The following is a 19,286-nucleotide window of genomic DNA, read 5'->3' as shown; positions in this document are numbered from 1 at the left end:
GTTGCTTATATCACCTCTTGAGAGGTTGGCGCGGGCGAGCGCCTCGCCAACCTGGTCAGGTCCGGAAGGAAGCAGCCACAACGAGCCCCGCTTGGGTCGATGTCCAACCTCTCACTTCACTTTCCCACAGATGCAGGTCCGAAACCCTCAGTCGATCAGCCGCGGCCAAACCGCTGCGCTGCGACGTGCGAAGGCCCCGATATGGCCAACCTCGGACAGGCCAAATTCATCCGGTGACAATTGATGACGGCGGGCGTTCGGCCCGTAGAGATCGGCCAGCCGCCAAACCGCCTTCGGCGGCACCACGTCGTCATCTTCAAAGGTGAACAGATCGACCGGCGTATCCGATTGCGCCCACAGCGCATCTGGCAGGGCAGAGCCAACCTCGGGCAAGTAATTGCGCGGCGCCGTACACCATCTGCGCCATTGCCAGTAAACGCTGGCCGGCAAGTCCGCCCCGAATCCTACCGCCTTGCCCGGCAGATACCCCAGCCCTTTCACGGCCACCGGTGCATGACCATACCAGAACAGCAAAGCCAGCGCCCGATAAGGCCAAGGGTGATCCGAGACCGTCACCGCACCGGAACAGACGCAGATCATCCGATCAATCCGGTCGATATCCGGCTGAATCGGTCCCAACATCCCTCCGACCGAGTGACCGATGCTCCACTGTTGCGCGCCCCTGAACCGGCGCCGCATCTCAGCCCGGGCTGCGGGCATGTCGATCAGCGCCCAATCCGCCATCGTAGCCCGCGCCTGTTTCAAAGACACGGTCAGCGAATGACCAAAATCGCGGTAATCATAGGTCAGGCAGGCCATGCCCCGCTCTGCCGCCAGCCAACGAGCGAAATGCTGATAATATTCACGCGGAACGCCTGTGGCACTGTGAATGACGACAGCGATCTGCGGCTCACCCACCGGCAGGTACAAACGGCCCGCCAATTGGCTGTCACCGGAAGGAAACTGAATATCTTCGGTTAAAACGGTTTGCGTTGTATCCAGCATGTCGCCCTCAATCTGAACTGATTAGTTCACTCATCCAATCCGCATGTTTTGCATCTCTGAGTCAATCCGGTTTCAGAATGACCACGCGTCCACTTCGACACTTGAACAGTCCGCTTGACTCGAGGTGCGTGGACCCGCTAGCGATTGGGTGATGGTTCTCGTCCCCGATCATCGGGGCGGGATGAAAAGGGAACACGGTGCGGTTCTGACCGGGAAACCGATACGAACCAAGTCCGAGACTGCCCCCGCAACTGTAAGCGGTGAGCAATGCCGAAACACCACTGGCCGCAAGGCTGGGAAGGTCGGCAAAGCGACGACCCGCAAGTCAGGAGACCTGCCATCGAAGAAAAACCGAAACTCGGGCGGGGTGTCCGGGCAGGTCGTCAGCACGCTGTCACACCTGATCTACGCCCCTCGTCCCACGCGCGGAGGGCGCAACATGATGTGGAAAACAAAGACGCACCAATTCTCGGCAACCGTATGCCAACGCACCGGCAGATCTTGCCCGGCACTTGCTCAGATGGCGCGCGCGGTCGTGCAGGCAATGGAAGCCGCCGTCCCGGCGACCACCGCTGAATTTGAGTTCGATGGCAGCAGCGAGCTGACCTATTGTGCGCAGGGCTGCAATGCGCGTTTTCGGGCTCAAAAGGATCAAATCCGGGTGTATTGCGGCAGCGAGGCCGATACCTCGATCGAGGCGCTCGACAATTATGCAGATATGCTGTTCGGTCTCGACTTTGCTGCGCGACCTGCTGGCGGACTGCCCACCCCACCCTGCGCAATGCTTGAGGTCATGGCGCTGTCGCCAAATCCGGTTCAGCATACGGACCGTCTGGTAGCGCTCTGACCTAGCGGGCTTGCCCCGGGCGCATGGCCCATTCCATCTGCCCGTCCGTTTCGACAGCGCAGGACCTGACCCTGCGCAACCGGCTTAGGGCAGCGTCGGCGTCTTCGCCATGTTCGACCATAAGGCGCAGAACAATCATGCCGGATCGGCCACAGCCCCCCCGGCAATGCGCCAGAACCCTACCCCCACGCAGCAAGGCATTTGCAGCCGCAGCACTCACCCCCTTCCAGGCCCGGTCGGTCGCCTCGCTCGGCGCGCCGAAATCTGTTACCGGCAAGTGCGTCCACGCGATCCCGCTTGCGCGCAGATCATCGCCAAACCGGCCCGCGCCCAATTGCTGCATCTCATCTGCCGTCGTCATGGAAATCACCAGATCAGGTGCCCAATCACGCACTATACGCAAGTCGTGCGCGTATTCTCCACCGCCGCCGGGCAGAGGAGACAGGGCAACGGTTCCGTTCCCCAACGGTGCAGAAAAAATTTCGAACTGGCTAATGTCTCCACCCTCCTGCGGTGGTTTTAGAACGGGGAATGAGGCGTGCAAACCGAAATTCGCAACGGCGGCTGTGGACGCGGGGCGCGGGGGTCTTTACGCTGCATCGGAACGCGAATCCGACAGAGCAGACATGAACGACACGCCCAGCCCCGCCTATCAGGTTCTTGCCCGTAAATACCGCCCGGAAACCTTTGCCGATCTCGTCGGTCAGGACGCGATGGTGCGCACGCTGAAAAACGCGTTCGAGGCCGACCGGATCGCGCAGGCCTTCATCATGACCGGTATCCGCGGCACCGGAAAAACCACCACGGCGCGGATCATCGCCAAGGGCATGAACTGCATCGGACCCGATGGCGAGGGCAAGCCGACCACTGAACCCTGCGGCCAGTGCGAGCATTGCGTCGCCATCATGGAAGGCCGCCATGTCGACGTGATGGAGATGGACGCCGCCAGCCGTACTGGCGTGAACGATATCCGCGAGATCATCGACAGCGTCCGCTATCGCGCCGCGTCGGCCCGCTACAAGATTTACATCATCGACGAGGTTCACATGCTCTCGACCAGCGCCTTCAACGCGCTGCTCAAAACGCTCGAGGAACCGCCCGAGCATGTGAAGTTCATCTTCGCCACCACCGAGATTCGCAAAGTACCGGTGACGGTCCTGTCCCGCTGTCAGCGCTTCGATCTGCGCCGGATTGAGCCTGAGGACATGATCGGCCTGCTCAACAAGATCGCCGCGGCCGAGAATGCTCAGATCGCAGACGATGCGTTGGCCTTGATCACCCGCGCGGCCGAAGGGTCGGCGCGGGATGCGACCTCGCTGCTGGATCAGGCGATTTCTCACGGTGCCGGGGAAACCAGCGCTGACCAAGTGCGCGCGATGCTGGGTCTCGCAGATCGCGGACGGGTGCTGGACCTGATGGACATGATCCTGCGCGGCGATGCGGCAGGCGCTTTGACCGAACTGAGCGGGCAATATGCCGAAGGGGCAGACCCGCTGGCCGTGCTGCGTGATCTGGCCGAGATCACCCACTGGGTTTCCGTTGTGAAAATCACACCGGACGCAGCCGACGACCCAACCGTGTCGCCGGACGAACGCGCGCGTGGTCAACAGATGGCCGAGGCGCTGCCGATGCGTGTACTGACGCGGATGTGGCAGATGCTGCAGAAGGCGTTGGAGGAAGTCTCGGCTGCGCCAAACGCGATGATGGCCGCCGAAATGGCTGTGATCCGTTTGACCCATGTGGCCGACCTGCCGAGCCCGGAAGAACTAATCAAACGGTTGCAGGACACACCACCTCCGCCCCCAAATGGAGGACCTGGCGGTGGTGTTGCCCTACCCTCTCACGCTCCTGCCCAATCAGCAGCCTCCAGCTACGCTCCCGCATCACGCGGCCCCGCCGGTGCGCCAACCGCCGCACTGGCGCAGGACGTTCAAACCGCGTTGGCCCGTTATCCGACATTCGAACATGTGGTCGAACTGATCCGAACCAACCGGGATGTGAAACTGCTGGTCGAGGTCGAAAACGGCGTCCGCCTTGTTTCCTACCAACCAGGCCGGATTGAGTTCACACCCACGGACAACGCGCCCACCGATTTGGCCGCTCGGATCGGGTCAGCGTTGCAGCGATGGACAGGCAACCGGTGGGCCGTTTCGATCGTGGCTGACGGCACGGCTGAGACGATTGCCGAAGTCCGCGACGCTGCCGATCTGGCGCTAAAGGCCGAAGCCGAGCAGCACCCTCTGGTGCAGGCTGTGTTGATGCAGTTCCCCAAGGCGCGGATCAAACGGATCGAAACACCTCAAGAGCGCGCCGCCAAGGTTGAGACCGAGGCCTTGCCCGAGGTCGAAGACGAATGGGATCCGTTCGAGGAAGACTAAGATCTCCGTGCCAAAGTCGAAACCCTCCCGCGCCCGCCACGGGCCATCGGCTGATGCCGATACCCCTGAGCGGCCTTGGGCCCGGCAGCGCGCGGGCATAGCCCGCGCGCTGCCGGGCCCAACGGGAGGAGAGGTCTTGCAAAAGACCTTGACGACGGGCGGGAGGGGCGCTGGCCCCTTGTGCGGCGCGATGGGTCTCCGTATTTAGGCGTCAAACCAGATTATAGGAGATCTACGATGCTCAAAGGACTAGGCGGTCTGGGCGATATGGCCAAGATGATGAAATCCGCGCAGGACTTGCAGACCAAGATGACCGAAATGCAGGAAGAGCTGAACAACCTGATGGTTGTCGGCGAATCCGGTGCCGGGCTGGTCAAAGCCACCGCCACGGCCAAAGGCGAGTTGAAAGGTCTGGACATCGACCCGTCGATCTTCAACGGCGATGACAAGGAAGTGGTCGAGGACCTGATCCTGGCCGCCATCAAGGACGCCCAGACCAAAGCCACCGAACGCTCGCAGGCCGAGATGGCAAAGCTGACCGAAAGCATGGGCCTGCCCGCAGACATCAAGCTGCCGTTCTGATAGACACTCCTGACGACCCCAAGGCCGGGCACCTTTGCCCGGCCCTTTTGCAGGAGCATCCGCGGTGAGTTCGAACAGCGATATCGACAACCTGATCGACCTGATGGCCAAACTGCCGGGGCTCGGCCCGCGCTCGGCCCGCCGCGCCGTGTTGCATCTGATCCGCAAACGCGCGCTGCTGCTGACGCCCCTGTCGGACGCAATGCAGCAAGTCGCCATTACCGCCCGCGAATGCCTGAACTGCGGCAATGTCGGCACCAGCGATATCTGCGACATCTGCGACAGCGAGGCCCGCGCGACCGGAGAGCTGTGCGTGGTCGAGGACGTCGCCGACCTCTGGGCGATGGAGCGCGCGGGCGTGTTCAAAGGCCGATATCACGTTCTGGGCGGCACCCTGTCCGCATTGGACGGCGTCGGCCCGGACGAGTTGCGCATTCCCCGCCTAAAGGATCGGGTAACGGCTGAGGGGATCACCGAGATCATCCTCGCCCTGAACGCCACCGTCGACGGCCAGACGACCGCCCATTACATCGCCGATCAGTTGGAGGGGCAGGTCCGCCTGACCTCACTGGCGCAGGGTGTGCCGATTGGTGGAGAGCTGGACTATCTGGATGATGGGACGATTACGGCGGCGCTCAGGGCGCGGAAGGAGTTGTAGACAGCTTTAAATCCACTGTCCCTGTTAGCAATCTTTCATCAGGCTCCAACAATCAGAAGAAATCAGTCGTTTCTGGGAACGTAAAACACTGGAAATACAATAGCTAAGCCCATAGAATTCCTCGAAACAGCTTTCATTCGAGGCACCTGTTGCACATTCCGTTTTCTGCCCCAATCTGGTCTCGGCTGTATGGCCCTTACGGCATTCAAGATGTGGCTGGTATTTTGACCAAGCTGCAAAAATCCTGGGACGAGGATATCGCCAAAGACTTGTTCTGGGAGAAGCTGCATCATCAGGAAGATTTGTATCCCGTCACTTTTGCCGCTTTCCCATGGTTGTGGAGTTTCTCAGAAAGAGAATCCCATAAAAATATCGACATCCTGGACTTTCTTTCGTTCACGATGAAATGCGCTAGGTCCTCATCGGAGGACGGTGGCGCGACCGGGATCAAGGGAAAATTTCAGGGTCTGTCCCTAAGACTAGGTGACCATCAAAAAAATTGGATACCAGAGCATTGCCGATTGACCAGTGAAGACATGGAAACGCTTGCCGCACTGGAAGATTGGTATTCCGCAAATAGCAGCGATATCGCGAACACATGTGCGGATGCGGTTAATGGAAACAACGACTACCTCGATGCAATTCTATCAGTAGGTTATGCAAGTCTCCACGGTGGCGACGCGGCCGCGAATTTAATCATCGGTTGGGCCGACAAACTCGAACCAACAGAGATATTGGAGTATTATCCCTTGCAGTCATGGGATTTGTCAGCACTTTCGGCTCTTTCCAAATTACTTGCACCGAAGAACGACAGGTTGGCGAGCTTCCTTGAAGAAATTGTGGGTCCCAATCTACCCTGTGAAAAAACCGAGAGCTTAATATGAAAAACCGCCTTCTCGCCCTCACCCTCGCCGCCTTCACCGCATCCTCCGCCCTGTCGCAAGAACTCATCGACAAAGGCTTCGTCGAAGGCTGGAACATCATGATGGACCCCGCGCTTGGCAACGGGTGCCTGATTCAGACGGTGTATCAGGACCTCTCGGTCGTGCGCATCGGCTATGACGCGCTGGACAATCGCGGGTATTTCGCCGTCTACAACAAGGCGTGGGGCGACATCAAACAGGGAGAGAGCTATCCGATCCGATTTGAGCTGGACGGCAAAAGCTATGAGGCCACCGCCATTGGGTTCAACCAACGCGACGTTCCCGGCGCGACAGTTTTCTTTACCGACCGCAGTTTCGTCGAGGCCATTGCGCAAAACAAGACAATGACTGTCTACAATCCTGAAGGTCAGACCGTGATGGCGATTGACCTGAAAGGCACCGCCAAGGCGTTGGACTATGCGCGGGATTGCCAGAACCGCAAACTCTAACGAATCGGATCAAACAACGCATCTTTAGCTGTGCAGTCGCGGATTACGTCGCGACCGCAGGGAACAGGGTCAAGATCGCGGGACAGGCAGAGGCGGACCTCTTCGATGTAGCCCTGTTTGCAGGTGACGGTGATCATATCGCGATCCAGCGTCGGGTTGGCCTTCAGAAAGGCCTCTTCCACGACTGAGGCCGGCAGTTTGACCGTCGCATCCAGTTGGCGGAACACTTTGGGGCGCTCGACCTGCTCATAGGCCTGCCGCGACAGCGCAAAATAGTCCGGCGCAGACAGGCCTGAACAGGTGCCATGCTTCTTCCACTGGTGCCACGCAAGACCCGATGAGCCCTGAATATCCTCCATCTCCCGCGTCATACGGCGGGATGGCGCGGCCTCGGGCGTACGGCAATAGGCAGGCCACCCCTGATGGAATTGCGGCCAAAGCCCGTGCAGAATCCAGCCGTGATCGTGGCGCGCATCGCATTGGTCTGACCCACGGGCATCGCCCTCGCGCGCGCACCAGTTCGGCGACCAACTGAGCGACAGCACGTAGTAATCGAACTCGCCCGTCTTTTCGCCATCGGCCTGCGCGGCCAACGCGCTCAACAACCACAAAATGACCCAGCGCATTCGCCTCTTCCCTTCTTGCCTTGCCGCGACTATATAAGCCCCAAGTTCCCCGACAACGGAAACCTGCCCCAAGACCAAGGGGCCGCCGAATTCCGGCGACGGGACAGATGTATTTATAGGAGACGGGCTGATGGCAAAACCGCTTATGGCCAAGGCAACAGCCGTATGGCTGGTGGACAACACAACGATCAGCTTCAAGCAGATCGCGGATTTCGTAGGAATGCACGAGTTGGAAGTGCAGGGCATCGCAGATGGCGATGTGGCCGCTGGCGTCAAAGGCTTTGACCCGATTGCCAACAACCAGCTGACTCAGGAAGAGATCGACTCGGCGCAGAACAACCCGCTGCACAAGCTGAAGCTCAAGTTCAATGCTGCTGCTGCGGGCGAAGAAAAGCGCCGTGGCCCGCGCTATACCCCGCTGTCCAAGCGTCAGGACCGTCCGAATTCGATCCTGTGGCTGGTCAAGTTCCACCCGGAACTCAGCGACGGCCAGATCGCCAAGCTGGTGGGCACCACCAAGCCGACCATCCAGTCGATCCGCGAACGCACCCACTGGAACATCGCCAACATGCAGCCGATCGACCCGGTTGCGCTGGGGCTGTGTAAACAATCCGAGCTGGACGCGATCGTTCAGAAAGCTGCCGCCAAGAAAGCTGCCGAAGGTGGCGTCATGAGCGATGACGAACGCCGCAAGCTGGTTTCGACCGAGCAGTCGCTGGAAATGGACGCTGCGCCCAAGATCCCGACGGCGATCGAGGGTCTGGAAACCTTCTCGCTGTCCGACGAACCGGCCGAAGAGAAAGACGACGAGCCGATCATCGACGCCGACAGCTTCTTCAACCTGCCCAAAGGCGGGGCCGAGGAAGAAGACGAAGACGATCTGCGCCCCTAAGGTACAGACAACCCCGGTCCAGACAGACCGGGGTTTTTTCGCAGGAAACCCATGCTGACTTTTCTGTCCAAGATTTTTGGCCCGCATCGCGCGGTATCCATCTATGCCTTCCTGAAAACCTGGGGCCTGCTGGTCGTCGCGGTTGTTGGCACAATCTCTATCGCGACCGCTCTGCTGGTGCTGAACGACAGCGGCGAGCATGAGCACGAGGCCTTCATGACCGTCGCGGTTCTGTCGGCGACCCCAATCAATGGCGACCTTCGCAACGGCGTCATAGCCTCTGTTCGCTTGCCGGATGGTTCGGCGACGTCAATCACCTCGACCGAGGGGGCGGTGTCACAAACCGTCGGCACCAGCGCCTGCATCGAAAAACGCGTCTTTGTGGAAAGCGGAGAGGCACGGTATCGGTTCAAACTGCCTCGCCACTGCGAGGCCAACCAATAAGCAAAACCGCCCGGAGGCATCTCCGGGCGGTTTTTCCTTTAGATCATCTGGAACAGAACCCCGGCGATGATGGCCCCGGTGATTCCTAAGCCCAGATAGGTCGCAAAGACCCGTGGCTTGACCAGAGACCAGACTGCCGCCATGGCCGGGATCGAACTGACCGCACCTGCGATCATGAACGACATCGCCGCACCTGCACTCATCCCTTGTTCCGTCAACCCCGCCAGCAGCGGCGGCGCGACGTAGGAGTTCAGATAGGCGGGCATTCCAACCAAAGCCGCAATCACGATAGGCACGATGCCTTCGCCCCCGACTACGCGGGCAATCAGATCGGCGGGGACATAGCTGACCAGCAGCGCCTCAAGCACATAGGCCAGTGCCAGCCATTTCAGCAGGAACAGCCCGTTCTGCGCGAACTCCGAGCGGAACCGCTGACGACGCCCCGGCTCCTTCCAGAACTGCCAGACCGGTGTGTCATCCTGTTTCGGGCCACAGCCGCAGCACCCGGCGGGTTTGTATTCGCGCAGCGGTTCAGCAAAGGCGCCCGAGCGCATCAGGCCGCGCACGACGAACCCTCCGAACAGACCCAGCGCGACCGCGGCGACCGCTTTGCCAATCGCAAAGGGCCAGCCCAGCGCTCCCGCTGTGATCAGCAGGGTCGGCGGGTCGATCAGAGGGGAGCTGAGCCAGAACGCCATCACCGCAGATAGAGGCGCGCCCAGTGCCAGCAATCCGGAAATAAACGGGATAACCTCACAGGAACAGAACGGAGCCAACCCTCCGAACAACGCGGCCAATAGGATCATCCGCGTCTCGCGCCCCTCAAAAGCGCGGGCCACCATCACCTCAGCCCCGGTGGCCTTGAGATAAGACAACAACAGAACAGCAAACAATATGTACTGGCCCGTATGGGCCAAAGCCTTAGCCGCAAAAGTCACAACCTCGACCCAATTGCCGGGATCCAGAATGGCCACGGCAGCAAGGATCGCCACGATCACCGCCCAAGGGGTTTTGACCAGCTCAAGCGCCTTGACCGGCGCTTTGGGATTTTGCGTCAACTCAGCCATCGTTCGCTGCCTTTTCCACTTCGTCTGCACAGCATTCCGCAAGGATGAACTGCGCCAGATTTCTCAGCTCGTCATAACAGGCCCGGTTGATCGTGGTCCGCCCGACTTTCTCTTGCTCGACCACCCCTCCTGCCGCCAAGAACCGCAGGTGATGCGCCAGCGTTGACGGGGCGATTCCCGTCCGCTCCTGTATCTCGCCCACGGTCAGTCCGGCCTGCCCGGCCCGGACCAGAGTCTTCAGCACCTTTAACCGGGCCTCGGACCCCATGGCAGAAAATCCTGCGGCTGCGACTTCCCACATTCGATTAACTCCATTAAACTAGATTTATAGTTATTTAGGTTATTGGAGATTTTCAGTCAACTACCTGCGCAGAAATTATCGGGAACGCGATAAGGCCAGATTGCCCATCCCTTAGGTCCACCCTATAAGAACGCATGGCAATATCAGTCGATACCTTCTTTCTTGAACTGAACGGGCAAGGCACGCTTCAGGCGCAGATCCAGCAGATGATTGCCGAGGGCATCCTATCCGGGCGTTTCCATGTCGGGGAAAAGCTGCCCTCGTCGCGCAAACTGGCCGCACATCTGGGCGTCAGCCGGATTACGGTGACGCTGGCCTATACTGAACTGCTGGCCAATGATTACCTGACTGCCAAGGGGCGTTCGGGCTATTACGTCTCGCAAAACGCGCCGGTACCGCCGAAATACACCCCGCTGCAACGGGGCGCCGAGACGGTCGACTGGGAAACGGCGCTGGCCCGCCGCTTTTCAGGAGGGGACACGCTGGCCAAACCCGCCGACTGGCGGGAGTATCGCTATCCCTTCATCTATGGCCAAGCCGACCGCACCCTGTTTGACCACGCCAATTGGCGCCTGTGTGCGGTACGCGCGCTAGGTCACAAGGACTTCGATTCCCTGACGGCAGATTACGTGGATCAAGACGACCCGCTTTTGGTCGAATTTATTGCCCGCCACACCCTGCCCCGCCGTGGAATCGCCGCCCGCCCCGAAGAAATTCTGATCACCATGGGCGCGCAGAACGCGCTGTGGCTGGCTTCGCGCATCTTGCTGACACACAATCGCAACGCGGTAATTGAAGACCCTTGTTACTACGCCTTGCGCAGCCTGCTTGAACATTGGGATTGCGACGTGACGGCCCTGCCTGTCGATCGCAACGGCCTGCCCCCCGATGCCTTGCCCGACAACACAGACGTCATCTTCACCACCCCCAGCCACCAAAGCCCGACAACGGCGACCATGCCCATCGCCCGCCGGCACAAACTGCTGGAGCGCGCACGCGACCTTGATGCGATGGTGGTCGAGGACGACTACGAGTTTGAAATGGCCTTTCTGGGTGCGCCCTCTCCGGCACTGAAGTCGATGGACCAAGACGGGCGCGTGATCTATGTGGGCAGCTTCTCCAAATCGCTCTTCCCCGGATTGCGGCTGGGCTACATGGTGGGGTCCGAACCCTTTATTCGCGAAGCGAGAGCGCTGCGGTCTCTGGTGCTGCGCCATCCGCCGGGGCATATTCAGCGGACGGCGGCCTATTTCCTGTCGCTGGGTCATTACGATGCTCAGATCAGGCGCATGTCCAAGGCGCTGACGGGGCGGCGCGAAACGCTGGACAGAGCGGTAGAGCAACACGGTCTGACAGTGGCGGGCCGCGGCATCATGGGTGGCTCGTCCCTGTGGATGTCCGCACCAGAGCATGTAGACACGACCCGGCTGGCACGCAGCTTGCAGGAGCAAAGTGTCCATATAGAACCCGGTGCGTCCTTCTTTTCGGGGCCAGATCAGCCCCGGAATTTCTACCGGCTGGGCTATTCCTCGATCCGGCAGGACCGGATCGAACCGGGCATCAAACTGATCGCAGACGCCATCCGAGCCTGTTAGCGCCAGACTGGACCTAATTCGCCTTTCGGTCTGGCCCTAACGCAGCCCTGCCCTATGGGCCAAAACCATAAACAAATGCTGGGCCAAATACCCCGGCCAATCCTCATATGCGCGGAGATCATCACATGAAAATGACCACGGAAGAAGCCTTTGTTAAGGTTCTGCAGATGCACGGGATCGAACATGCGTTCGGGATCATCGGCTCGGCCATGATGCCGATCTCGGATCTGTTCCCGAAAGCTGGGATCATGTTCTGGGACTGCGCCCACGAGGGCTCGGGCGGCATGATGGCCGACGGTTACACCCGTGCCACCGGCAAAATGTCGATGATGATCGCGCAGAACGGCCCCGGCATCACCAATTTCGTGACCGCCGTGAAAACCGCCTATTGGAACCACACCCCGGTGCTGCTGGTCACCCCGCAGGCGGCGAACAAAACCATCGGTCAGGGCGGCTTTCAGGAAATGGAACAGATGCGCATGTTCGCGGACTGCGTCGCCTATCAGGAAGAGGTTCGCGACCCGACCCGCGTCGCCGAGGTTCTGAACCGCGTCATCATGAACGCAAAACGCGCCAGCGCTCCGGCTCAGTTGAACATCCCGCGTGACATGTGGACTCAGGTGGTCGACATCGAACTGCCCAAGATAGTCGAGTTCGAACGCCCCTCGGGCGGTGAAGACGCGGTTGCCGCAGCGGCCGAGATGCTGTCGAACGCCAAAAACCCCGTCATCCTGAACGGCGCTGGTGTTGTTCTGGCCGAAGGCGGTATCGAAGCGTCGAAAGCCCTGGCCGAGCGTCTGGACGCCCCGGTCTGTGTTGGCTACCAGCACAACGACGCTTTCCCCGGCTCGCACCCGCTGTTTGCTGGCCCGCTGGGCTACAACGGCTCGAAAGCCGGTATGGAGCTGATCTCAGAGGCCGACGTGGTTCTGTGCCTCGGCACCCGTCTGAACCCGTTCTCGACCCTGCCGGGCTATGGCATGGAATACTGGCCCGCAGACGCCAAAATCATTCAGGTCGACATCAACCCCGACCGCATCGGCCTGACCAAGAAAGTCAGCGTTGGCATCATCGGTGACGCCGCCAAAGTGGCAAAGGGCATTCTGGCCCAACTGTCCGACACTGCTGGTGACGAAGGCCGCGATGCGCGCAAGGCGAAAATCGCCCAGAAGAAATCGGCATGGGCACAGCAGTTGTCCAGCATGGACCACGAGGATGACGATCCGGGCACCACTTGGAACCAGCGCGCGCGTGACGCCAAGCCCGACTGGATGAGCCCCCGCATGGCATGGCGCGCGATCCAGTCCGCGCTGCCGAAAGAGGCGATCATCTCGTCTGATATCGGCAACAACTGCGCTATCGGCAACGCCTACCCGTCCTTCGAGGAAGGCCGTAAATACCTTGCCCCCGGCCTGTTCGGCCCCTGCGGTTACGGTCTGCCCGCCATCGTGGGTGCGAAAATCGGTCAGCCGGACGTTCCGGTTGTCGGCTTCGCCGGTGACGGTGCCTTCGGTATCGCCGTGAACGAGCTGACCGCGATTGGCCGCTCGGAATGGCCCGCCGTGACCCAGATCGTCTTCCGCAACTACCAGTGGGGTGCGGAAAAGCGGAACTCGACCCTGTGGTTTGACGACAACTTTGTCGGCACCGAACTGGATACTCAGGTATCTTACGCCGGTATCGCGCAGGCCTGTGGTTTGAAAGGTGTGGTTGCCCGTACTCAGGACGAGCTGACCGCCGCCCTGAACCAGGCCATCGAGGACCAGAAGAACGGCATCACCACCCTGATCGAAGCCATGATCAACCAGGAACTTGGTGAACCGTTCCGCCGCGACGCGATGAAAAAGCCGGTTGCGGTTGCTGGCATCGACGCCGCTGACATGGCCCCGCAAGCCGAGGCCTGATCGCAGTGAAGCCCCTGCAACAAATACTTGGGGCTGCGACCAGTTCCAAAAAGATCATCGCCCTTGCCGAGGGCGATGATCCACGTGTCGTCGAAGGCGCGCTGAAAGCACGTGCCGAAAACGCCGCCGATATCATCCTTGTGGGTGATACGGCCAAAGTGACTGCGTTGTTGGCCGAAAAAGGCGGAGCGGACGTGGACGGGATCGAGATCCATGATCCGGCCACCTCCGCCCATCTGGATCGCTTTGCCGACGCCTACTATGAGTTACGCAAGCACAAGGGCATGACGCCCGAAAACGCCAGAACGCAGGTTCAAAGCCGTCTGAATTATGCCGCAATGCTGGTCCATCTCGGGCTAGCTGACGGCACGGTGGGCGGCGCGGTCGAAACAACCTCGGACACCGTCCGGGCCGCTTTGCAGATCATCGGCAAGGCCCCGAATGCGCATATGGTCTCCAGCTTTTTCCTGATGATCTATGAGCGCGACCACCACGCGGTTCAGGGCGTGCATATCTTTGCCGATTGCGGTCTGGTCGTTGATCCCGATGAACGGGAACTGGCCGAAATCGCGCAAGCCTCTGCCGCGTCGTATCACGCGTTGACAGGTCACGGGCCACGCGTTGCCATGCTGTCCTTCTCGACCAGCGGCAGCGCCAACCATCCAAAGGTTTCCAAGGTGGTTGAGGCCACCCGCATCGCCAAGGCCGCCAATCCGCATCTGCTGATCGACGGAGAGCTTCAGTTCGACGCCGCCTACGTGCCGGAAGTAGCTCGCAAAAAGGCCAAGGACTCGCCTCTGGAAGGCCAGGCCAACGTGTTTGTCTTCCCCAATCTCGACGCAGGCAACCTGGGCTACAAAATCGCACAGCGTATTGGCGGGGCAGAGGCCATCGGGCCGGTGCTACAAGGGCTGGCGAAACCGGCAAACGACCTGTCGCGTGGCTGCTCGGCGGATGACGTGCTGCACATGATCGCCGTGACCGCGGTTCAGGCGCAACATACTGAAGCCCAAGATCAACCCGGTTAAAGCCGGGAAACGAAACAACTCCGACCTGACCGGAATGCCTGGAGGGTCTGATAACCAGCAAAAGGGACGTCCATGAACCAGCCCGTTATCGACACATCGCCCAAGGTCTCGGATGAAGTCCGGAAAACCACGTGCTACATGTGCGCCTGTCGTTGCGGCATCAATGTTCATATGAAGGACGGCAAGGTCGCCTATATCGAAGGCAACCGCGATCACCCGGTGAACAAGGGCGTGCTTTGCGCCAAAGGCAGTGCCGGCATCATGCAGGTCAACGCGCCGTCTCGCCTGCGCAAACCGCTGCGTCGGGTCGGCCCGCGCGGATCGGGTGAATTCCGCGAGATCGAATGGGACGAGGCGATCAGCACTGCCGTCGGTTGGCTGAACGAGCTGCACGAGACGGCACCGCAAAAACTGGCCTTTTTTACCGGACGCGACCAGAGCCAGAGCTTCACCAGCTTCTGGGCGCAAAATTTCGGCACACCCAACTACGCCGCCCATGGCGGCTTCTGCTCGGTCAACATGGCGGCGGGCGGCATCTATACGATGGGCGGAGCCTTCTGGGAGTTTGGCCAACCCGACTGGGACCACACCAAATTGTTCATGCTGTTCGGCGTGGCCGAGGACCACGACAGCAACCCGATCAAGATGGGCATCGGCAAGATCAAGGCGCGCGGCGCGCGGGTGATCGGGGTCAACCCGATCCGTTCCGGCTATAACGCCGTCGCTGATGATTGGGTCGGGATCACGCCCGGCACCGATGGTCTGTTCATCCTCTCCCTGATCCATGTCCTGATGAAGGCCGGCAAGATCGACCTCGACTATCTCAGCCGCTATACCAACGCGCCGGTTCTGGTGAATGCCGCCGAGGGGCCGGAAAAGGGCCTGTTCCTGCGCGACGACAACGGCAAGCCGCTGGTCATCGACCGCGTGACTGGCGAACCCACCGCGTTCGACAAGCCGGGCGTCCGCCCCGATTTGTCGGCCACCTACGAAAAAGACGGTGTCACCCACCGCCCGGTCTTCCACCTGATGGCCGAGAAATACCTATCTGACGACCATGCCCCCGAAAACGTGTCCGACCGCTGCGGCATCCCGGCCAAACGCATCCGTGCCATCGCCGCCGAAATCGCCCGCGTCGCTTTTGACGAGGCGATTGAACTGGACCATGAATGGACCGATTTCCGGGGTGAGACGCATTCGAAAATGACCGGTCGCCCGGTCAGCTTCCACGCCATGCGTGGGATTTCCGCCCATGCTAACGGCTTCCAAACCTGCCGCTCGCTTCATGTGCTGCAAATCCTGCTGGGTACAGTCGAGGTCCCCGGTGGTTTCCGTTTCAAACCACCCTATCCCAAACCGGTCGAGGCGCACCCCACTCCGCACGGCGACCGCCGCCCCGGTCGCCCGCTGGAAGGCCCCCACCTGGGCTTCCCGCGCGGCCCCGAGGATCTGCTGATCGACGATTGCGGCACGGCGCAGCGCATCGACAAGGCCTTTACGTGGGAAAATCCAATGTCGGCCCATGGGCTGATGCACATGGTGATCTCGAACGCCGCCGCCGGTGATCCCTACAAGATCGACACGCTGTTCATGTATATGGCGAACATGTCGTGGAACTCCTCCATGAACACCAAAGGTGTGATGGAGATGCTGACGGCGCGCAACGAAGACGGCAAATACGTCATTCCACATATCATCTATTCCGACGCCTATTCTTCGGAAATGGTCGCCTATGCCGACCTGATCCTGCCCGACACCACCTATCTGGAACGGCACGACTGTATCTCGCTGCTGGATCGTCCGATCTGTGAGGCCGATGCCGCCGCAGACGCCATCCGCTGGCCGGTGATCGAACCCGACCGCGATGTGCGTGGCTTCCAATCAGTGCTGATCCAGCTTGCAAACCGTATGAGCTTGCCCGGTTTCACCAACGAAGACGGCACGCCCAAGTGGAAAGACTACGCCGACTACATCGTCAACCATCAGCGCAAGCCGGGCATTGGACCGCTTGCCGGGTTCCGCGGTGAAAACGGCGACAAAGAAGGGCGTGGAGAGGTCAATCCCGACCAGCTGAACCGCTATATCGACAACGGTGGTTTCTACGTCGCGCACATCCCCGAAGGCGCGGACTACTACAAACCCTGGAACGCAGCCTATCAGGACTGGGCCGTTGGGATGGGTCTTTATGACAGCCCGCAACCTTATCTGTTCCAGCTCTATTCGGAACCGATGCGCAAGTTCCAACTGGCCGCCGAAGGTCATGGCGAGCGTCAGCCGCCCGAACATCTGCGTCAGCGGATCAAAGACACGATGGACCCGCTGCCGATCTGGTACGAAACAGATCAGCAGGGCAACGAAGGCTTCACCGTCAACGCCCTGACGCAACGCCCGATGGCGATGTATCACAGCTGGGGCACACAAAATGCATGGCTGCGCCAGCTGCACGGACGCAACCCGCTTTATGTTCCGACCAAACTGATGCGCGAGCACAATCTGAGCGATGGCGACTGGGCCAAAGTTACCTCTCCACATGGCGAGATCACCGTCCCGGTCATGGAAATGGCCGCGCTGAACGAAAACACCGTCTGGACGTGGAACGCCATCGGCAAACGCAAAGGCGCATGGGCCTTGCAGGAAGACGCCCCCGAGGCGACCAAAGGCTTCCTGCTGAACCACCTGATCCATGAGTTATTGCCAGCAAAAGGCGATGGAATGCGATGGGCCAACTCTGATCCCGTAACAGGACAGGCCGCGTGGTTCGACCTGAAGGTGAAAATCGAAAAAGCCGAAGCTCCGAGTGACGCCGAAAGCCAGCCCGAGTTTGACCCGATACAGTCGCCCGTCGGCACCGGCCCGAAAGATCTGGCGTGGAAGGTAGGCAAATGACTCAACTCCCCGAATCCACTGAACGCAAAATGGGTCTGGTCATCGACCTGGATACCTGCGTCGGATGCCACGCCTGCGTGATCTCGTGCAAAGGCTGGAACACTGAAAACTACGGCGCGCCCCTGTCGGATCAGGACGCCTATGGCGGCAACCCGTCAGGCACCTTCTTGAACCGTGTGCATTCCTACGAAGTGCAGCCGGAACAGGGCGCGGCCCAGCTGATCCACTTCCCCAAATCCTGCCTGCATTGCGAGGACGCCCCTTGCGTCACCGTCTGCCCCACCGGGGCCAGCTATAAGAGGATCGAAGACGGCATCGTGCTGGTCAACGAAAGCGACTGCATCGGTTGCGGCCTCTGCGCCTGGTCCTGCCCCTACGGCGCGCGGGAACTGGATGTGGCCGAAGGTGTGATGAAGAAATGCACCCTCTGCGTCGACCGCATCTACAACGAAAACCTACCCGAGGTGGATCGCGTTCCGTCCTGCGTGCGCACCTGCCCTGCCGGTGCCCGCCATTTTGGTGATCTGGGCGACCCCGACAGCGATGTCAGCAAACTGGTGGCCGAGCGCGAAGGCATGGACCTGATGCCTGAAATGGGCACCAAACCCGTCAACAAATACCTGCCGCCGAGGCCCAAGGATCAGGTTGAGGAACAGATCGACATTCTCGCCCCCTTGCTGGCACCGGTCGCCGAAGAACCCAAGGGCTTCCTCGGCTGGCTCGACAAGACGTTGGAGAAACTCTGATGCATCCGGCCCCTTCCGTTATCATTTTCACCACCCTGTCGGGTCTGGGCTTCGGCCTGCTGTTCTTCCTCGGCCTCGGCTTACCTGATGTGTCCGGCTGGGTGGCTTTCGTGTTCTTCGTAATCGCCTATGCGCTTGCGGTCGGCGGGCTAATGGCCTCGACCTTCCACCTGGGCCATCCCGAACGCGCGTGGAAAGCGTTCACCCAGTGGAAAACCAGTTGGCTCAGCCGAGAAGGCTGGTGCGCGGTCCTCGCCCTGATCGTCATGGGGCTTTATGCCATCGGCGCAGTCTTTCTAGGCCAACGATGGGGCCTGCTGGGCTGGATTGGGGCGTTGTTCTCGCTGGCGACGGTATTCACGACCTCAATGATCTATACCCAACTCAAGACTATTCCGCGCTGGAACACGAACCTGACACCGGCCATGTTTCTAAGCTTCAGCCTGGCGGGTGGCGCCCTGCTTGCCGGTCAGACCAGTCTTGCGCTGCCTTTGCTGCTGATCGCCGCCCTAGTGCAGATTCTGTACTGGAAGAAGGGCGACAAGGCTCTGGCGGAATCCGGCACTAACTTGGGCACGGCGACTGGTCTGGGCCAGCGTGGCGCGGTGCGGGCTTTTGAGCCGCCGCATACGGGTACCAACTATCTGCTGCGGGAATTCGTTCATGTCGTTGGACGTAAACATGCCGAGAAGCTGCGGATGATTTCCTTTGCTCTGGCCTTTGCGCTGCCGCTTTTGCTGCTGCTCATTCCGATTGAGAACACAGCGGTGAAACACGTTCTGGCATTGTTGGCAGTCGTTTCGCATCTGGCCGGCGTTGCCACATCGCGCTGGCTGTTTTTTGCGCAGGCAGAACATGTCGTGGGGTTGTATTACGGCAAACGATAAGGCCTCCCGTCGCGGCAAACCGCGACTTCCCCGAGGTATTTTTAGCCAGGTGAAGGCGGGACCCCGCA

The 19,286-nt window shown here is 60.2% G+C and carries 19 protein-coding genes, 1 other RNA gene and 1 riboswitch; of the genes, 15 read left to right on the top strand and 5 right to left on the bottom strand.

Annotation, left to right across the window (positions count from 1 at the left end; genetic code table 11):
- Window positions 1–18: 18 nt before the first annotated feature.
- Window positions 19–117: signal recognition particle sRNA small type (gene ffs, locus ACOQOY_RS13995), an RNA gene on the top strand.
- Between the two features lie 30 nt (window positions 118–147).
- Here the strand turns inward: ffs and ACOQOY_RS13990 are convergent.
- Window positions 148–1,005 carry a hypothetical protein gene (locus ACOQOY_RS13990; protein ID WP_420586021.1) on the bottom strand — a complete coding sequence of 286 codons (858 nt, stop codon included), beginning with the start codon at window positions 1,003–1,005 and terminating at the stop codon, window positions 148–150.
- A 135-nt stretch (window positions 1,006–1,140) separates the two neighbouring features.
- Window positions 1,141–1,362: riboswitch (cobalamin riboswitch) on the top strand.
- Between the two features lie 82 nt (window positions 1,363–1,444).
- On the opposite strand from ACOQOY_RS13990, the gene ACOQOY_RS13985 reads away from it, so the two are divergent.
- A complete protein-coding gene (locus ACOQOY_RS13985; RefSeq protein WP_420586020.1) occupies window positions 1,445–1,852 on the top strand; it encodes a hypothetical protein in 408 nt (135 codons plus the stop codon).
- Between the two features lies 1 nt (window position 1,853).
- Here the strand turns inward: ACOQOY_RS13985 and ACOQOY_RS13980 are convergent, their stop codons facing one another.
- Window positions 1,854–2,213 (bottom strand): protein-tyrosine phosphatase family protein, encoded by a 360-nt coding sequence (locus tag ACOQOY_RS13980; protein ID WP_420586019.1) that lies wholly within the window; start codon window positions 2,211–2,213, stop codon window positions 1,854–1,856.
- 265 nt (window positions 2,214–2,478) lie between these two features.
- On the opposite strand from ACOQOY_RS13980, the gene ACOQOY_RS13975 reads away from it, so the two are divergent.
- The 5 genes from ACOQOY_RS13975 to ACOQOY_RS13955 all read left to right on the top strand — a co-directional run bounded on the left by ACOQOY_RS13975 (window position 2,479) and on the right by ACOQOY_RS13955 (window position 6,842).
- Window positions 2,479–4,230, top strand: coding sequence for a DNA polymerase III subunit gamma/tau (locus tag ACOQOY_RS13975; protein WP_420586018.1), 1,752 nt, complete (start codon window positions 2,479–2,481; stop codon window positions 4,228–4,230).
- 237 nt (window positions 4,231–4,467) lie between these two features.
- Entirely contained in the window at window positions 4,468–4,812 is a 345-nt protein-coding gene (locus ACOQOY_RS13970; RefSeq protein ID WP_420586017.1) for a YbaB/EbfC family nucleoid-associated protein, read from the top strand.
- 64 nt (window positions 4,813–4,876) lie between these two features.
- Complete coding sequence (gene recR, locus ACOQOY_RS13965) at window positions 4,877–5,470, top strand: recombination mediator RecR (protein ID WP_420586016.1); 594 nt, start codon at window positions 4,877–4,879, stop codon at window positions 5,468–5,470.
- A gap of 149 nt (window positions 5,471–5,619) precedes the next feature.
- On the top strand, window positions 5,620–6,354 hold the full coding sequence (locus ACOQOY_RS13960) for a hypothetical protein (protein ID WP_420586015.1): 735 nt from the start codon (window positions 5,620–5,622) through the stop codon (window positions 6,352–6,354).
- Window positions 6,351–6,842, top strand: a complete 492-nt coding sequence (locus ACOQOY_RS13955; protein WP_420586014.1) for a hypothetical protein — start codon at window positions 6,351–6,353, stop codon at window positions 6,840–6,842. The genes ACOQOY_RS13960 and ACOQOY_RS13955 overlap by 4 nt, the downstream gene beginning before the upstream one ends.
- Here ACOQOY_RS13955 and ACOQOY_RS13950 read toward each other — a convergent pair.
- Window positions 6,839–7,468 (bottom strand): ribonuclease T2 family protein, encoded by a 630-nt coding sequence (locus ACOQOY_RS13950; protein ID WP_420586013.1) that lies wholly within the window; start codon window positions 7,466–7,468, stop codon window positions 6,839–6,841. The two genes, ACOQOY_RS13955 and ACOQOY_RS13950, sit on opposite strands and share 4 nt — an antisense overlap.
- A gap of 130 nt (window positions 7,469–7,598) precedes the next feature.
- On the opposite strand from ACOQOY_RS13950, the gene ACOQOY_RS13945 reads away from it, so the two are divergent.
- Window positions 7,599–8,360: a DUF1013 domain-containing protein gene (locus ACOQOY_RS13945; RefSeq protein ID WP_420586012.1), complete on the top strand. Its 762-nt coding sequence runs from the start codon at window positions 7,599–7,601 to the stop codon at window positions 8,358–8,360.
- 51 nt (window positions 8,361–8,411) lie between these two features.
- On the top strand, window positions 8,412–8,804 hold the full coding sequence (locus tag ACOQOY_RS13940) for a hypothetical protein (protein WP_420586011.1): 393 nt from the start codon (window positions 8,412–8,414) through the stop codon (window positions 8,802–8,804).
- A 38-nt stretch (window positions 8,805–8,842) separates the two neighbouring features.
- Here the strand turns inward: ACOQOY_RS13940 and ACOQOY_RS13935 are convergent, their stop codons facing one another.
- Together ACOQOY_RS13935 and ACOQOY_RS13930 are read right to left on the bottom strand one after the other, a co-directional pair.
- Complete coding sequence (locus ACOQOY_RS13935) at window positions 8,843–9,871, bottom strand: permease (protein WP_420586010.1); 1,029 nt, start codon at window positions 9,869–9,871, stop codon at window positions 8,843–8,845.
- Window positions 9,864–10,172: an ArsR/SmtB family transcription factor gene (locus tag ACOQOY_RS13930; protein WP_420586009.1), complete on the bottom strand. Its 309-nt coding sequence runs from the start codon at window positions 10,170–10,172 to the stop codon at window positions 9,864–9,866. Before ACOQOY_RS13930 ends, ACOQOY_RS13935 begins: the two co-directional genes overlap by 8 nt.
- A gap of 134 nt (window positions 10,173–10,306) precedes the next feature.
- Here ACOQOY_RS13930 and ACOQOY_RS13925 point away from each other — a divergent pair, with 134 nt between their 5' ends.
- The 6 genes from ACOQOY_RS13925 (at window position 10,307) to ACOQOY_RS13900 (ending at window position 19,218) form a co-directional block, all read left to right on the top strand.
- The gene (locus tag ACOQOY_RS13925; protein WP_420586008.1) at window positions 10,307–11,767 is read left to right on the top strand and encodes a PLP-dependent aminotransferase family protein; all 1,461 of its coding nucleotides are present in this window, start codon (window positions 10,307–10,309) and stop codon (window positions 11,765–11,767) included.
- A gap of 125 nt (window positions 11,768–11,892) precedes the next feature.
- The gene (gene xsc, locus ACOQOY_RS13920) at window positions 11,893–13,671 is read left to right on the top strand and encodes a sulfoacetaldehyde acetyltransferase (RefSeq protein WP_420586007.1); all 1,779 of its coding nucleotides are present in this window, start codon (window positions 11,893–11,895) and stop codon (window positions 13,669–13,671) included.
- Window positions 13,672–13,676: 5 nt separating this feature from the next.
- Complete coding sequence (pta, locus tag ACOQOY_RS13915; RefSeq protein WP_420586006.1) at window positions 13,677–14,699, top strand: phosphate acetyltransferase; 1,023 nt, start codon at window positions 13,677–13,679, stop codon at window positions 14,697–14,699.
- A 72-nt stretch (window positions 14,700–14,771) separates the two neighbouring features.
- Window positions 14,772–17,585, top strand: a complete 2,814-nt coding sequence (locus ACOQOY_RS13910; protein ID WP_420586005.1) for a molybdopterin oxidoreductase family protein — start codon at window positions 14,772–14,774, stop codon at window positions 17,583–17,585.
- Complete coding sequence (locus tag ACOQOY_RS13905; RefSeq protein ID WP_420586004.1) at window positions 17,582–18,331, top strand: 4Fe-4S dicluster domain-containing protein; 750 nt, start codon at window positions 17,582–17,584, stop codon at window positions 18,329–18,331. The genes ACOQOY_RS13910 and ACOQOY_RS13905 overlap by 4 nt, the downstream gene beginning before the upstream one ends.
- Window positions 18,331–19,218: a dimethyl sulfoxide reductase anchor subunit family protein gene (locus ACOQOY_RS13900; protein WP_420586003.1), complete on the top strand. Its 888-nt coding sequence runs from the start codon at window positions 18,331–18,333 to the stop codon at window positions 19,216–19,218. Before ACOQOY_RS13905 ends, ACOQOY_RS13900 begins: the two co-directional genes overlap by 1 nt.
- Window positions 19,219–19,286 lie beyond the last annotated feature (68 nt).

The sequence above is a fragment of the Ruegeria sp. genome (assembly GCF_965221235.1).
Taxonomy (GTDB): Bacteria; Pseudomonadota; Alphaproteobacteria; order Rhodobacterales; family Rhodobacteraceae; genus Ruegeria.
The sequence above is the reverse complement of the archived record's forward strand: the minus strand, read 5'-3'. Positions and strand labels throughout refer to the sequence as shown.